The sequence below is a fragment of the Bacillus cereus group sp. Bc010 genome (genome assembly GCF_027716745.1).
Lineage (GTDB): Bacteria > Bacillota > Bacilli > Bacillales > Bacillaceae_G > Bacillus_A > Bacillus_A pacificus.
The window spans coordinates 131,844-146,590 of record NZ_JAQFUY010000005.1 but is presented as its reverse complement, the minus strand read 5'-3'; the positions used below and the strand labels follow the sequence as shown (position 1 = coordinate 146,590).

Below are 14,747 nucleotides of genomic sequence, written 5' to 3'. Positions count from 1 at the left end.
TCCCTTTACTATTTTATTTTAATAAAAATCCTGTCGGAAACGGATCTGTAGGATCTAATAGAAACGTCTGCATCCCTGTAATAAATCCTCTACTTTCAAAACGGAAAATGTAACCCATTTCTTCCTTCTTCACTTTTTCAACAGTTATAAAGCTATTAAATATACTTTCATTTATAAAAGGTTTATCCGCTATATAATCATTTTTAAATAATGTATGAACAAAAGACACAATAGTAGAGACAAATCCTGGCGAACGTACGATAAAGTTATCTTCATGAAATGTAATCGACTTTATATGGTTCTTTTCTTTTTGCGTGGAATCTACTAAAATAAGTCTTTTTATAAGTGACTGTTTTTGTATAGCTTGAAGTGTAGCTTCTCCCCATCTTTTCAATTCTGAAATGTTTTCAATACGAATTTCTGGCGAATGCGCACCTTTTTCTACAACTGCGTATACTTTATCTGCCTGTATGAGAGAGTAACTTATATTACCAACTTGTAAATTTTTCTCAATGATATAACATAGTTTACTTTCAAACGAAACAGATACAACTTCATCATTCTCTACATACGCATAGACTGAGAATATGCCAGATAACGTTTCGATTTTGTATTGATTCGTCTCTCTCTTTTTTACATACCCACTTTCTAGTAACATCGTTATGACTGCGACAATACCTCCGTAATGAAGAGGAATTGATCCTTCATGATTAAAAAATATTACAGCTGCATCGACTTCCGTATGAATAGAAGGAACGACGATACATCCATTTAAACCGATAAAACCACGCGGTTCATTTAATAAAAGCTTCATTTCTTCTGCTAATTCACCTGAAAATTGATCGTTTAATTGCTCTAAATTGTAGTAGTACTTACATGGTACATCTTTTATTACACGAAATGCCTCGCCATTTACGTGTACGTCTACTGCTGTATACATTTTTTGAATGTTCATTTTACATCCTCCGTTTCATGTTCCATCGGCGGAATTAGCAAAAAGCCTTCTTTAAGTGGATCCTTTTCATTGTAAAAAAATCTATGCATACCCATAAGCCAAGCTGAACCTGTAATTTTCGTTACGACCGCTTCAATATTTTCAACATTTGTCGTATTTATGACACACCCTTTAAATAAAGAACCAACGATACTCTCATGAACAAACTCTTCATTAATCTCTATTTTTTGATTTGCGTATAATACAGCTAACTTTGCTGATGTTCCTGTACCACATGGAGAACGATCGATTCCTCCTGGCGGAACGACAACTGTATTTTTTACATGAGCACTTTCATGAGTAGGATCTGTATAAAATTCAACATGGGTTAATCCTCTAATAAACGAATGCTCTGGATGAATGATTTCAAATTTCTCATTAATCGTATTTCTTATAAGGATCGCTTTATCGATGATTGTAGATGCGTTTTCTGGTACTAACTCTAACCCTACCGATTTCGCATCGATAATGGCATAAAAATTCCCTCCATACGCAATATCAGACTCTACAGTTCCAATGTCTTCGACGTCTACAGTAATGTGTTTCAGTAAAAAAGCTGGTATGTTACAGAAAGAGACTTCTTTCGCTTTTCCATCTTGAACAAAAATATCCACTTCTACTAAGCCAGCTGGCGTGTCTAACTTTAACGAAGTAATCGGTTCAACTACCGGAATTAAACCTGATTCAATTAAAGCTGTACATACACCAATTGTATCGTGACCACACATCGGTAAATATCCACCTGTTTCTATGTAAATAACACCAATATCTGCTTCAGGATGACACGGATCTGTTAATAGTGCTCCTGACATTACATCATGACCACGCGGTTCATTCATTAACAATTTGCGAATCCAGTCATACTCCTTTTTCATATGTAACATCTTCTCTGCCATCGTCTCTCCTATTAACTTTGGAAGTCCGCTTATCAATGTCCTCGTTGGATTCCCGCCCGTATGTGTATCAATCGTCGTAAAGACTCTTTGTGACCTCATCCGTTTAACACCCTTTCTGTAAAACGACTCAAACGAAGTGGTTCAATTGGAATGATTGTTTCTTTTTCATTTAATAACTCTTCAATCACTTTTCCAGTAACCGCTGCAAGACTAATGCCATCCCCTTCATGCCCTGCTGCTATAAAGTAGTTCGGGATATGTTCCACACGTGAAATGATCGGCAAATGATCTTCTGTCCACGGGCGTAATCCGGCATAGGAACGAATCACCATCATATCCGCCATTTTTGGATAAAAACGTATCGCTCTGTTCGCAATACATTTAATAACCTCGTTGTTTATCTTCGTATGAAAACCTACAAACTCTCTACTACTACCAATTAAAAAATTTTGGCTTTCTGTCGGTTCAAACACAAGAGCTACCCCATATTTCTCAGTTAAAGCATCCACTTTTCGTTTTCCGCCAAATTTAGAAATTAAATAACCAAATTCCATTACTTTACGGCAACCAACGTGCTGTTGCCTTGAAGCTACAATAATATGCCCTTTTCTCGGTTCAATTGGGATATTTATATCCAACATTTCTCCGATTTTCGGAGCCCACACACCAGCTGCGTTCACCACTTGCTTCGCAGTAAACGTCCCGTTAGTTGTTTCTACAATAAAGGAACCGTTTATATCTCTTTTCATTTCTTTTACTTCCGTATGATTAAAAGCTTTCGTACCAAATTTCTTCGATTCTGCAAGAAGTGCAAAAGCAAGAAGATATGGATTTACAGTCGAATCTGTTGCGCATTCTAACCCGCCTAATAAATCATCTGCGAAAAATGGTGATTCTTCCCTTATATCTTTCCTATCAAGCATTCGAAACGGTAAGCCGGCTTCTTTTTGACGATTTACCCATTGCTGTGCTGCTTCCATCTCTTCATCCGACTCACATACGAGAATACTTCCTGGTGCCCTATATTCAAATGAGTGTTCTAACTCTTCGCTTAAACTAGTCACTAACTTTTGACTTACTAACGACATTTGACTATCGAATCCTGGGTCTTTATCAATAGCCAAAATATTCCCGTCACACCGTGAAGACGTCCCACTGACAAATTCTCCTTTTTCAATAATTGTTACGTCTCTTCCGTATTTTGATGTGTAATAAGCAATAGAACAGCCTATAATACCACCGCCTATTATTAAAACGTCACAGTGCCTCACGTAGCACCCCTCCCTTCTTTTTAATCCCTCACTTTCTTTATATGCAATTGACGTGCCAACTCTGCATATATACACTTTTTATAAATAATATTTTTATTTGTAAAAATATTTTAAATTTATCGTAAATAGGTGTATTATTTTTTTATCACTGTCAAAATTTTTATACATAATAGGAGGACAATATGGCATTCTCATTTCCCACAATAAAAGAATTTCTAAAAATTTTATCCATTGATCATACATACTGCTTGCAACATATTAAGCAAATTAACGAAAAGTATTATTACCGCCCTTCTACTACAGAAGAATATAACTGCGCAGTAATATATGAAGATGACTCATTCACCGCTTTAATTGACGCGTTTTCCAATGAAATAGTCGTTATCATAATGAACGAAAATAAGGAGCCTATATGCTGTATAACGACTCAGCAAATTATTCCGTTTCTTGTTAAGTCGTACAACGAACTGCAATCTTTTTATAAAGCCGTAATACAAACAACGGATTCCTCCGTTACAGTCATCGATGATAAAGAACGCGTTTGCACCTGGACAGATGGCGCCGAAAAGATCTTTTCAGTCAAGCATAATGAAATTATCGGGCAACCTATCACTCGTTTTTTTGACTATAAAGATTTGGAAATTTTGCAATCACTACATGACGGAAAAAGTATAATCGCTCAGTTCCATCAACCTCGTCCAGATTTGTTCGTATTAATTAACTCAAATCCAGTTTATTGTAACGGTGAAATTATAGGAGCAGTCGTTTCAGAAACTGACGTTACAAATCAAGTCGCATTAAATGAAAAACTATTCAATATGTCACATGAAATGCACCGTTTAGAACAAGAAGTAGCAAAGTATAAAGATGAATCAGATCCTTTTCTTGCGATGAATGGAAAGAGCCCTGTTATACAAAGAACAATACAATTAGCTAGAAAAGTTTGTTCGGTGAAATCAACCGTTTTAATACTCGGTGAAAGTGGTGTTGGAAAAGAAGTATTTGCGAAAGCAATTCATGAAGCTAGTGAGGCAGCGAAGGCACCTTTTATTTCAATTAACTGTGGTGCCATTCCAGAGGCGTTATTTGAAAGCGAATTATTCGGGTATGAGCGCGGGGCGTTTTCTGGTGCAAATAGTAAAGGTAAGAAAGGTAAAATAGAGCTCGCCCAAGGCGGCACATTATTTCTTGATGAAATTGGAGAAATGCCGCTAGATATGCAAGTGAAGCTTTTGCGCGTACTACAAGAACGAAAATATTACCGAGTTGGTGGAGAAAAAGAGATTCATATTGACTTTCGTATTATCGCTGCTACCAATCGTGATTTACAAGAAGAAATGAGAAAAGGCACGTTCCGAGAAGATTTATACTATCGCCTAAATGTAGTTAGTTTGCATATTCCACCGCTGCGCGAAAGACGCGAAGATATTATTGAATTAACCTATTCTTTCCTAAACAATTTTTCAATTAACTATAACAGACCCATTCGCGACTTACCTTCAAGCATTATGCATGAACTGCTTCATTACAATTGGCCAGGTAATATTCGCGAGCTCCGTAACGTTATTGAAAGACTTGTCGTATTTGCGACTGACGGTATTATAAAGCAAGAATATTTACCATTTCATACAACCGAAACTTTAGATAATCATGCGGCTCATTCCTTATTACTCAGCAACAATCATACAATCCTCTCTTTGCAAGAAGAGATGGAGGAACATGAGAAAAAAGTCATTGAGAGGGCTTTACGCATTTTAAATGGGAATAAATTAGAATGCGCAAAACAACTTGGTGTTACGAGAGCCACCTTATATAATCGTTTAAAAAAGCTTGGGTTACAATAAACCTCCCCTCCTCTATATTGGCATAGTTTTTGCATTATATAATTTGTGCAAATCGAACTAGAGGAGGAATACATATGACGAATAAAGATCACTTAATTGTTTGTCGATGTGAAGAAGTTACATACGGTCAACTTCAATCGACAATTGCTGATTATAAATGCTCGGCAAGAGAATTAAAACTAAGAACACGTGCTGGCATGGGGTTTTGCGGTGGCCGCACATGTAGAATGATGATAGATCGAATGATTGAAAATGCAAATCCAGGGGTAACTACAAATGATATTCCATTGAAATACCAACCACCGGTACGAGCAGTTACTTTTGGATCGGTAGGTGAAAGTAAATGAGTAGAATTACACATCACCCTATTTTAGGGAGTTTACATAATAGTAATCGCATCACTTTTCAATTTAACGGTCAACAATATGAAGCATATGAACATGAAACGATTGCAGCTGCTTTACTTGCGAACGGAATAAGAACATTAAGAGTGCATGAAGATAGCGGGACGCCACGAGGTATTTACTGTAATATTGGACATTGTTCTGAATGCCGCGTCACAGTAAACAATCAAGCAAACGTACGAGCATGCTTAACTGTTGTAGAAAACGGTATGGTTGTTATTAGTGGTAAACAACATCCAAATATCGTGAGAGAGATGGTGAAAAAGCGATGAACGATGTCATTATTATCGGTGCTGGCCCCGCGGGTTTATCAGCCTCTATCTCTTGTGCCCGTTTTGGACTAAAAGTACTTGTTATTGATGAATTTATGAAGCCTGGCGGAAGATTGTTAGGACAATTACATCAAGAACCTACTGGAGAATGGTGGAACGGGATAAAAGAATCCAAACGCCTTCACGAAGAAGCACAATCTCTTTCAGTTGATATTCGATGTGGCATTTCCGTCTATAATTTAGATAAAGATGAAAGTTCTTGGTTCGTCCATACGAATATCGGTACGTTAGAAGCACCTTTCGTTTTACTTGCTACTGGCGCTGCTGAGTACTCTATCCCTCTTCCTGGTTGGACACTTCCTGGGGTGATGTCAATTGGAGCAGCTCAAGTTATGACGAATGTACATCGTGTTCAAGTTGGGAAAAAAGGAATCATTATTGGTGCTAACATATTGTCATTTGCCATTTTGAATGAATTACAATTGGCAGGAATTAAAGTGGAACATATCGTACTTCCTGAAAAAAGTGAGTTAAGTCAACAGGCTGGTGAACCAGAAGAAGTTTTAAATTCTCTCTTACACGCTGCACACCTTGCCCCGTCACCTTTATTACGTATTGGTAGTCGATTGATGCAATATAATTGGGCGAAACAAGCTGGATTAAAGTTTTACCCTAATAACGGTATGAAAATAAACGGTACACCTCTTCATCTTCGAAAAGCAGCTCTTGAAATTATCGGGACAGATCAAGTTGAAGGTGTACGCATTGCTAATATTGATACGAAAGGAAACATCATCACTGGATCGGAACAAATATATGAGGCAGATTTCGTTTGTATTGCAGGTGGCTTATATCCTCTTGCTGAGCTAGCTGCTGTAGCTGGCTGTCCATTCCGTTACATTCCGGAATTAGGCGGGCACGTTCCTCTCCATTCTGAAACAATGGAAACCCCTCTTCCTGGTTTATTTGTAGCCGGTAATATAACTGGCATTGAAAGCGGGAAGATTGCTATGGCACAAGGAGCTGTTGCTGGATATTCAATCGTAAAACAAGCAAATAAAAACTCCCCTTCGGTGGAACAACAATTGCAACAAGCAATCCAACATGTACATGCCGTACGTCAACAAGCTGCCATTCAATTTAACCAAGGTGTTGATGTCGGTAGACGGAAAATGAATGAAATTTGGCGTGATTATTCCCTTGCATTTGCACATACTAAAAAGAGCTGTTGAGAATACTCTCAACAGCTCTTTTCGCTACTCATCTGAGTTATTAAATTTCGCTAATGCGTAAATGCCCTCTTCATCATCCAATTCAAGTTGTAATCTTGCCGCAAATGAATTGACGTTATATTCTCTGTCAAGTAATAAGCGTAGTGCTTCGATTAAGTTCGCTTGAATTAAAATTTGCTGGCGACCATTTACCTCTACTTCAGCAGAGAAACCATAGTCATCGTCGTACATAAGTTCAACTAAAACTTCTTCTGGACCAACTTGTCTTTTTTCAGCGATATATACGCAAAGGGCATTGATTAGTTCTTGTTCAGAAATTTTTATCGTTTCCATGCTACTTCATCTTCCTTTTTCTTACGTTGATCTTTGAAGTATTTAAATGCACGAATTGCTAACATTACGATACCAGCCATTACTAACATATTTACCATAAACGCTAATACAGAACCAAGAGCTCCCATATTTGCAAATAAGCTACCCATTAGTAAACCACCAAGACCACCTAGTAATAAACCTTTCATAAAGCTTCCTTTATTACTTTTTGGTGCTGTATTTGTTGCTTTTGTTTTTGAATCTGGAGTCGTTTTTTGCGAATTTACATTTGAGTCTTTTTTGTTTAAATCAACTTTTGACTTTTGACCTGAGCTTGGTGTAAATGACTTTTTACCAGATTTGTAACTCTTCGCTGCTGCGTGATCTACAAACATGAAGCTACTAGCTCCAAAGATAACCATGAATGCTGTCATGACTGCTACAAGTTTTTTCAACATATTATATCCATTCTCCTTTTATATAGATATATGTGAAATCTACCTTTCTAGTAAATTCAGAATGATAGATTTATTTTTAAAAACATTTTAAAGGTTCTTATGAACTTATTATATGAACTTTTGTCGAAATATGCAAGTGTTATTTACTTCCGACAGTTTGGTGACAAAGGAAAAATTAAGCAAAACAGAATTGACTTTAAATGAAACAAAACATATTATAGGTTCATAAGAACTTTTTATTATTTATGGAGGTGAAAAGATGGAAACATTTCATCTCACACGAAACGAAATGGCTACCCTTCTTCTATCGTTAAGAGGATGGAATACGAAAAAGCCTCTCGGTATTTTACAAGAAGCTTGGGCAAAGTCACATAAAAAAGATATTGAAAGCGGACAAAGCGTAACTGCTTTTATTACTACCGCACTTTCACCTATTTTTGAAAAACTGATAAAAATTGACGATACAGACGTCGGTTTCTCTTTAAATGAAATAGTCGCGCTTGGCAATCAGATCGAAAACACAAGTTTCTCTGTAACTGCCATGCAAAACTGGGTGAAACGAGATATAAAAGAAATGATTGGCTCTCCTCAAAAAGGAAAAAAATATTCAATTGAACAAGCAGCCTTACTATTCATTGTTGAAGATTTAAAAACAGCACTTGATTTTGAATCCATTCGTAAGCTATTACGCCTTATCGTAAATGACCCAGCCGATCGAAGTGATGACTTAATCAATCCTGTTCATTTATATGGAGCATACTCTTCTCTATTTGAAGAACTCAATCAAGGGAATTGCTTACAATTAAATGCAACAGATACAATCCATACAATTGAAAACATCGTAAAAGAAAGAGCTGATAAAATTGCAAGCAAGTTCGATCAGGTTAATAACGAGCAACGTGAAGCAATCCGTAACGCCATAATTATCGCCACACTTTCTGTACATACCGCTTATGTACAAATGTTAGCGAAACGTTACGTAACAGCAACTTTATTTTTACAGAACTTAGATGTGAAGCCTTAAAAAATAGGAGCAGAAATGCTTCTATTTTTTTTATAACGAAAACAAGCATCAACCTGTTACATACTTAGAACAGGTTGATGCTTATTTCTCTATGTATTAATTATAAAAAACCATAATCGCCTATTATATTTCGAACAACTTTTCTCGATAGATTTAACGCCTTCATCTTCGTAACTCTTTATAAATTTCGATTTGAGCTTTTGAGCTATTAGCAAAACTTAACCAATCCTGTCTCACATTACTAATGTTTTCAGTTACCAAAAGTTCAACGATATCTAAATGTGAAACATTCGTTGTTATCGGTTTATTTATACCATTAACTTTAGCACCTGACATATATTTAGCAATCTCAGGGTTTAATGCGAAAGCAAAATCAATTACAGTTGAACCTTGCGATAAGTTCACGGAATCTAACTTAGGAGTAAATGCTACAATGTTATCTTGAAATAGTTCATATGAAACTAAATCATAAAATTCAATCGCATCTTGAGTTACTAGATCATTTGTCTTAATAAAATGATCCATCAATTTATGAATTATATTTTGCATATCCTTATCAGTTATACTTTTTGTAAGAATATGAAATACCCCTTTATATCGTCTCTCCTGATTTATTTTTATTTCAATCCATATCACTATTTCATGGTTATCGATTACCACTTTGGTCTTTAAGTATTTGTTTAACACATCACTTTCAATTGCTATATTATCTTCAAATTGATATGGAATTGGTTGGTATAGTTGATGTATAACTCCTAATATTTTATAACAGTCTAAATTATTTGAGGCCGTGATAATTATTTTTGACACCGCTGTAATGTCTTGAATTTCTTGGAGACGAGAATAGGCTGTATAAATAGGGCTTACTTCATAGTTAACTTCAAATATTAAAGATGAATTTAGAAAATTATTTATATCTTGCATGATATTTTGAGACAAACCGTCTAATAACTTAACATAATTTTGTAAAAGAATTTTCATTCCCTTATATTTAGAATGGTTAAGATAATAAAAACCTAAATCTTCTAACTCGTGTTGAATATGTAATAGCCCTAGTCTTTTACAAATCGGAGCGAAAATTTTGAGTGTTTCATTTGCATAAGGAACTTGTTTCTTTACAGCTTTCACCTGTAAAGTTCTCATGTTATGTAGACGATCTATCACTTTTATAATAGCTACTCTTATATCTCCTTGCGTAGCTAACAATAATTTCTTTAAATTCACTGCTTCATACTCTTCTTTATTAGGGGTTTGTTTTTTATCAATTTTAGTTAACCCTTCTACAATATCAGCCACTTTTTTACCGAATATATCACGTATATACTCAATTGTATAATCTGTATCCTCCACCACATCATGTAATAATGCTGCAACTAAAGTTATTATATCTGCCTTACAATCTAACAAAATTTCTGTAACTGCAAATGGATGAGTAATATACGGCTCACCCGAAACGCGAAATTGTCCTTCATGCGCTTTCTCGGAAACTAATATAGCTTTATGTAATTGTTCTAATTCTGCTTTATGTAGATATGAGGCTTTTTCTAATAATGTTTTTTTCATATTTTCACCTTCATCACGTTAATTTTCTATAAAAATTTTATTACCATTATAATTCGTTATTTGAAAGTGAAGTACCTGTCTAGGTGATAAGGGAATTTCTAAATCAACTCAAATTGAATACGCACATTTTTTTGTAGGTAACCTTACTATTTCTCGAATAAAAGGTGATTTTTCTATAATATCCTCTAACTCTCCCTTACTATAAACATAAATACCACCTACATATGAACTGTAAGCTTTTTTTTCAGTGATTACGACTAAGCTGCTATTTCCCTTATTAAAATCACCCTCTATTCCTTTTTCAAATGCTAAACTTTTAGTTGCCGAAAAATATAGCTGAATTAATGTTGCTATTTCTACGTCTTTTGATTTTTCAAAACACTTTAATTCATTGAAAATTATTCTATCATGTAATGGAAGAAAATCCTCTACTTCTAAATTCTCTCTTTCATAAAAGAAGTTTTGAAGCTCAGGAGTATAGAAAGAAAGATTTTTCTCTTCTATCTTTTTAAAAATCTTTTGCAACAATAAATCTTTTCCTATTACAAACGGATGACCAAAGCCATTATTATAAAGTCCTTCTTTCATTTTCATTAGTTGTTCAATCAAAGGGATTCCCGATTCTTCAATGACAAGTTTACCGTTTATAAAACGCATACTAGCTATCAGTTCTTCTATCTGTAATCCACCTATCTCAAGCGATGAATAATATAAATCCCTATTCCAAAAATCTAATTGATCCATTCCTAATGAATTAAACAAGAGCTCATCTATAATCGGAAAAACACCATCTTCTGTTAAAGCTTTCGTTACATCATCTAATAATCCGGCGGTCTGATTTAAAATCGTTCGTATTTCTTCATCCTCTTGAATGATTCGTATAGTCCACTCACCATGATCTTCACCTGATATTTGTTGAAAACAATGCGAATATGGGCCATGGCCAACATCGTGTAGAAGTGCTACAACAGATAATAATTCCCTCTCATATTCTGATAAACGAATATCACCAATATCCGTAAGATGTTCTATCACTTTATTTACAAGTACATATACACCTATTGAATGTTCTTTCCTCGTATGTATTGCGTTTTCGTGTAAAAAATATGTATGTCCTTGTTGTTTAATATACGCCAATCTTTGAAATGCTTTTGTATCTATCAATCGAAGGATATGTCTATCACAAATAGTAATTGTTCCATAAATCGGATCATTAAATTGCATGTATTCTCCTCCTGTTTTTATAAATTAAAAATCTATATAATTATACTTAATTTTCAGTTTATTATCATTAATATATGAGAAATTTTTAATAATCTTTTCATTATCTCTTCATGAAAACGGAACTTACATACTTTATGATAATACTTATAAGAGACATAAAAGAATTGAAATAGCAATCCCCTATACAAATAAGGTATAATCTACACATAGTGAATCTTTTATGTTATTAAGTATAAGGTTCACCTATTCAAAAATACATAAACTAGAAGGTGCAACAATGGTAAGTAGTTTTATTCATTCAGTATTAACGTTTTTTGAAGGATTAGGTTATTGGGGCATTATGCTTGGACTTATGATTGAGATTATCCCAAGTGAGATTGTCCTTGCTTATGCGGGATTCCTAGTATTCAATGGTAGTATCTCATTTGTAGGTGCAGTTGTATTTGGTACAATTGGCGGCGTTATTGCTCAAATTTTTATTTATTGGCTTGGACGATACGGTGGACGACCTATATTAGAACGCTACGGAAAATATATTTTCATTCATAAAAAACATATAGATGCTGCAGAAGATTGGTTTAATCGTTACGGAACTGGCGTCATTTTTACAGCACGCTTCATTCCAGTAGTGCGTCATGCGATCTCAATTCCTGCTGGTATTACAAAAATGTCATTCCTACGTTTCACTACGTTAACAGCACTTGCAATCATCCCTTGGTCTATCATTTTCATTTATTTAGGTGAAAAACTAGGTGAGAATTGGGAAAATATTAACGATGTTGCTGGACCATATGTGAAATCATTCGCAATTGGTGGCGTCATACTTATTCTTTTATACTTCGTTATAAAAAAATGGACAAAAAAGCGTAAAAATCTTGCGTAAAAATATAATAAAAACCGCTATACATTTTATTACAAATGTTAGCGGTTTTTATTATAGGCTTGATTTTGTATTAGAAATTGTATTATTTCTTCTTTGTGCTTTAAGTCATGTTGAATGAGTGATGAAAAGTAATGATTTAATTTCACTTTTTTAGTGCCAAATTGGTAGACATTATAAAAATATTTGGTGGGAATTCGCTCAATTTCATCCACTAACTGTTTACGAGTAACACTGAATTGATTTAATAGTCCTTCTTTTGAAATACCAGATCTCGCATATTTAATTGCTCCCTTATTTATTTCCTCAACATCTATTGGAACATTTGGTACAGATTGTCCACTTATAAAGTATGGAATTCTATGCTTTATTAAAAACGTATCCCAAACGATAAAATGTGAAATCACATCTGCAATTCCCCACGAACCATTTTTAAATGATCGAAGCCACATATCATCACTTAATCCCTTCAATGTTTGACACCATTCTATTAAATTTAATTTTTCTTCCAAAATATTCTCTTTCTTCATTATTCAATCCTTTCTCGCACTTATAATTCATTCATATTAATATCTTCTAGAAATTGTATAAAAAGCCTCCATAATTATGTGGATAAGCTACAATTCACTCATTCATTTCGTATATTATCTCAAAAAGGAGTGATTCCCCTATGCATTGGCAACAAAAAATACAATACTTAATCGGACGCCCTATCGGTATTTCCTTCATTAATGGGCAAGGAACCTCTGGTGTATTATGTTCAGCACATGATGGTCAATTGTATGTATATGAATACCTTTATCAAGCGCAGTTCGCAATGAAACATTATGATTTTAGACAAATTCAAGATATACACGCCTTTCCGAATTGCCCACATCAAAATACTCTATACTAAAAAAAGAACAGCTTATAGCTGTTCCTTTTTATCTACACTTATTTCTCTGTATAAAAGTTTTGCACTGCTTCATCAAAGTAAATCCAGCCTTTCCAACCTAAATGAATTGTATCTTTTAAGAAATACTTATCATATTCATGGCCAGAGAAATCCACTACTGGGTATCCTGCTTTCTCAACTTGTTCCCTAACTTTTTTATAATACACTTCACGGCGCTCTTTAGGGAAACCAGCGTAATCATACCATGGTCCGTTTACAGGTACAGAAATAAAGAGCGGCTTGACATTTTTCTCTTTAAAAATATTTAAAACAATTTGTAAGTCATCATATTCTGGTGATTCTTCATACGATTCATTTGCTCTAAAGTTTTTTAAACCTTTTAACTTTTTCTTCAAATTATGTTTATAGTAATATGGATTTTCAATTCCGAATGTGTTTGTAGTAGATTCCGCTTTCCCTTCTTCTTCCGCATGTTTACGTGCATCTACCCAAGAAATTGAACGTAGTCCCACATTTGTTTTTTCTTTCATCGGCTCAATCTTAAATATAGAGTTAAATAAATCTCTATGATCTAAAATATTTCGATGCATATAAGCAAGTGGTTTAACTAAGCCCGCTTTTACGTTATGTTTCGTATCATTATATACAATACCTTCTAAGGAATTTTTTAATATATCATCTTCTTGAACAACTTTATAATCTAAAAGTCGTTTCGCAATTTGCTTCTTCATTTCTACATTTATTTTATCATTAAAAATAAAATGATATGCTTGTTGTTTGGAGAAATTGTTCGTAAAATCCCCTTGGGAAACCCCAGTCTTTGTAAACCATTGTGGCGATAAAACAAAGACTACTTTTTTACCTTCTAACTCATCCATAGTAGACGTCATATTTAATATATGAGCTAAACTTTGTGTACCGCCAATTCCGATTAAATATGGCGTAAAACCTGCAGGATTCACTTTAAAGTAATTAGATGGATGATATGCATCCATTCGTAAAAATTCAGATGAACCGTACATCGGTAAATACTGCGAATTCTCTAACATTTTCTGTTGCAAGAATACACTTTGTAATTTTTCTTTTTGTAAAGAAGTTGCCGCATCTTCTACCTTCTTATCACTAATCAGTGATACTAAACTTTTCGATGGGATGAGTATGATAATAAAAAACAGCACACACGCTAAAATTATGGGACCAAAGGCATGCTTCATTTTCATTTTTTATTCCTCTTCCTATCGCAATTAAATTGTAACCCTTGTCTTTGACACGTCATCATTTCTCTCCTTTTTCTCTATACATGTTCCATTCTATTTATCTATTATATACATGTATGTATTTCTTTCCTTGTTCTATTAAGACCTATATATAGCGCAAGAAAATGTTTCCATAGAAACACGTTAATTATACAAGATTCTACATACATTTCACACTGAAATTTTAGTAATAATTTTATTTTTTAACAATGAAAAAACATA

Annotated in this window: 16 protein-coding genes; 7 read left to right on the top strand and 9 right to left on the bottom strand. The window is 34.4% G+C overall.

Annotated features, from left to right (window positions below):
- Positions 1-13: 13 nt before the first annotated feature.
- Genes PDQ68_RS09110 through PDQ68_RS09100 form a run of 3 tightly spaced genes read right to left on the bottom strand, consistent with a single transcriptional unit; the run spans position 14 to position 3,161 of the window.
- On the bottom strand, positions 14-955 hold the full coding sequence (locus PDQ68_RS09110) for a proline racemase family protein (protein ID WP_061182932.1): 942 nt from the start codon (positions 953-955) through the stop codon (positions 14-16).
- Positions 952-1,989 carry a proline racemase family protein gene (locus tag PDQ68_RS09105; RefSeq protein ID WP_061182931.1) on the bottom strand — a complete coding sequence of 346 codons (1,038 nt, stop codon included), beginning with the start codon at positions 1,987-1,989 and terminating at the stop codon, positions 952-954. The genes PDQ68_RS09110 and PDQ68_RS09105 overlap by 4 nt, the downstream gene beginning before the upstream one ends.
- Entirely contained in the window at positions 1,986-3,161 is a 1,176-nt protein-coding gene (locus PDQ68_RS09100) for an NAD(P)/FAD-dependent oxidoreductase (protein ID WP_061182930.1), read from the bottom strand. Before PDQ68_RS09100 ends, PDQ68_RS09105 begins: the two co-directional genes overlap by 4 nt.
- A 182-nt stretch (positions 3,162-3,343) precedes the next feature.
- On the opposite strand from PDQ68_RS09100, the gene PDQ68_RS09095 reads away from it, so the two are divergent.
- The 4 genes from PDQ68_RS09095 (at position 3,344) to PDQ68_RS09080 (ending at position 6,913) form a co-directional block, all read left to right on the top strand.
- A complete protein-coding gene (locus PDQ68_RS09095; RefSeq protein WP_061182929.1) occupies positions 3,344-5,005 on the top strand; it encodes a sigma-54 interaction domain-containing protein in 1,662 nt (553 codons plus the stop codon).
- 74 nt (positions 5,006-5,079) lie between these two features.
- Entirely contained in the window at positions 5,080-5,352 is a 273-nt protein-coding gene (locus PDQ68_RS09090) for a (2Fe-2S)-binding protein (RefSeq protein ID WP_016717714.1), read from the top strand.
- Positions 5,349-5,681: a (2Fe-2S)-binding protein gene (locus tag PDQ68_RS09085; RefSeq protein WP_000087050.1), complete on the top strand. Its 333-nt coding sequence runs from the start codon at positions 5,349-5,351 to the stop codon at positions 5,679-5,681. The genes PDQ68_RS09090 and PDQ68_RS09085 overlap by 4 nt, the downstream gene beginning before the upstream one ends.
- Positions 5,678-6,913 carry an NAD(P)/FAD-dependent oxidoreductase gene (locus PDQ68_RS09080; protein WP_016717715.1) on the top strand — a complete coding sequence of 412 codons (1,236 nt, stop codon included), beginning with the start codon at positions 5,678-5,680 and terminating at the stop codon, positions 6,911-6,913. Before PDQ68_RS09085 ends, PDQ68_RS09080 begins: the two co-directional genes overlap by 4 nt.
- A gap of 24 nt (positions 6,914-6,937) precedes the next feature.
- Here the strand turns inward: PDQ68_RS09080 and PDQ68_RS09075 are convergent, their stop codons facing one another.
- Both PDQ68_RS09075 and PDQ68_RS09070 read right to left on the bottom strand, forming a co-directional pair.
- Positions 6,938-7,246 carry a YxcD family protein gene (locus PDQ68_RS09075; protein WP_000447759.1) on the bottom strand — a complete coding sequence of 103 codons (309 nt, stop codon included), beginning with the start codon at positions 7,244-7,246 and terminating at the stop codon, positions 6,938-6,940.
- A complete protein-coding gene (locus PDQ68_RS09070; protein ID WP_000914477.1) occupies positions 7,234-7,683 on the bottom strand; it encodes a hypothetical protein in 450 nt (149 codons plus the stop codon). The genes PDQ68_RS09075 and PDQ68_RS09070 overlap by 13 nt, the downstream gene beginning before the upstream one ends.
- A 259-nt stretch (positions 7,684-7,942) precedes the next feature.
- Here PDQ68_RS09070 and PDQ68_RS09065 point away from each other — a divergent pair, with 259 nt between their 5' ends.
- Complete coding sequence (locus PDQ68_RS09065) at positions 7,943-8,707, top strand: DUF1836 domain-containing protein (protein ID WP_000447224.1); 765 nt, start codon at positions 7,943-7,945, stop codon at positions 8,705-8,707.
- Positions 8,708-8,869: 162 nt separating this feature from the next.
- Here PDQ68_RS09065 and PDQ68_RS09060 read toward each other — a convergent pair whose 3' ends face one another.
- Together PDQ68_RS09060 and PDQ68_RS09055 are read right to left on the bottom strand one after the other, a co-directional pair.
- Positions 8,870-10,270: an HD domain-containing protein gene (locus PDQ68_RS09060; RefSeq protein ID WP_061182928.1), complete on the bottom strand. Its 1,401-nt coding sequence runs from the start codon at positions 10,268-10,270 to the stop codon at positions 8,870-8,872.
- 108 nt (positions 10,271-10,378) lie between these two features.
- Entirely contained in the window at positions 10,379-11,494 is a 1,116-nt protein-coding gene (locus PDQ68_RS09055; RefSeq protein ID WP_061182927.1) for an HD domain-containing protein, read from the bottom strand.
- A gap of 277 nt (positions 11,495-11,771) precedes the next feature.
- Between PDQ68_RS09055 and uptA the strand changes: the two genes are divergently transcribed.
- On the top strand, positions 11,772-12,377 hold the full coding sequence (gene uptA / locus PDQ68_RS09050) for an undecaprenyl phosphate transporter UptA (protein WP_061182926.1): 606 nt from the start codon (positions 11,772-11,774) through the stop codon (positions 12,375-12,377).
- Positions 12,378-12,415: 38 nt separating this feature from the next.
- Here uptA and PDQ68_RS09045 read toward each other — a convergent pair whose 3' ends face one another.
- Entirely contained in the window at positions 12,416-12,904 is a 489-nt protein-coding gene (locus tag PDQ68_RS09045) for a DinB family protein (protein WP_016717720.1), read from the bottom strand.
- 140 nt (positions 12,905-13,044) lie between these two features.
- On the opposite strand from PDQ68_RS09045, the gene PDQ68_RS09040 reads away from it, so the two are divergent.
- Positions 13,045-13,269 carry a hypothetical protein gene (locus tag PDQ68_RS09040; RefSeq protein WP_000558704.1) on the top strand — a complete coding sequence of 75 codons (225 nt, stop codon included), beginning with the start codon at positions 13,045-13,047 and terminating at the stop codon, positions 13,267-13,269.
- Positions 13,270-13,307: 38 nt separating this feature from the next.
- On the opposite strand, the gene dltD is transcribed toward PDQ68_RS09040, so the two are convergent.
- The gene (gene dltD, locus PDQ68_RS09035; RefSeq protein ID WP_000782324.1) at positions 13,308-14,489 is read right to left on the bottom strand and encodes a D-alanyl-lipoteichoic acid biosynthesis protein DltD; all 1,182 of its coding nucleotides are present in this window, start codon (positions 14,487-14,489) and stop codon (positions 13,308-13,310) included.
- Between the last annotated feature and the right edge of the window lie 258 nt (positions 14,490-14,747).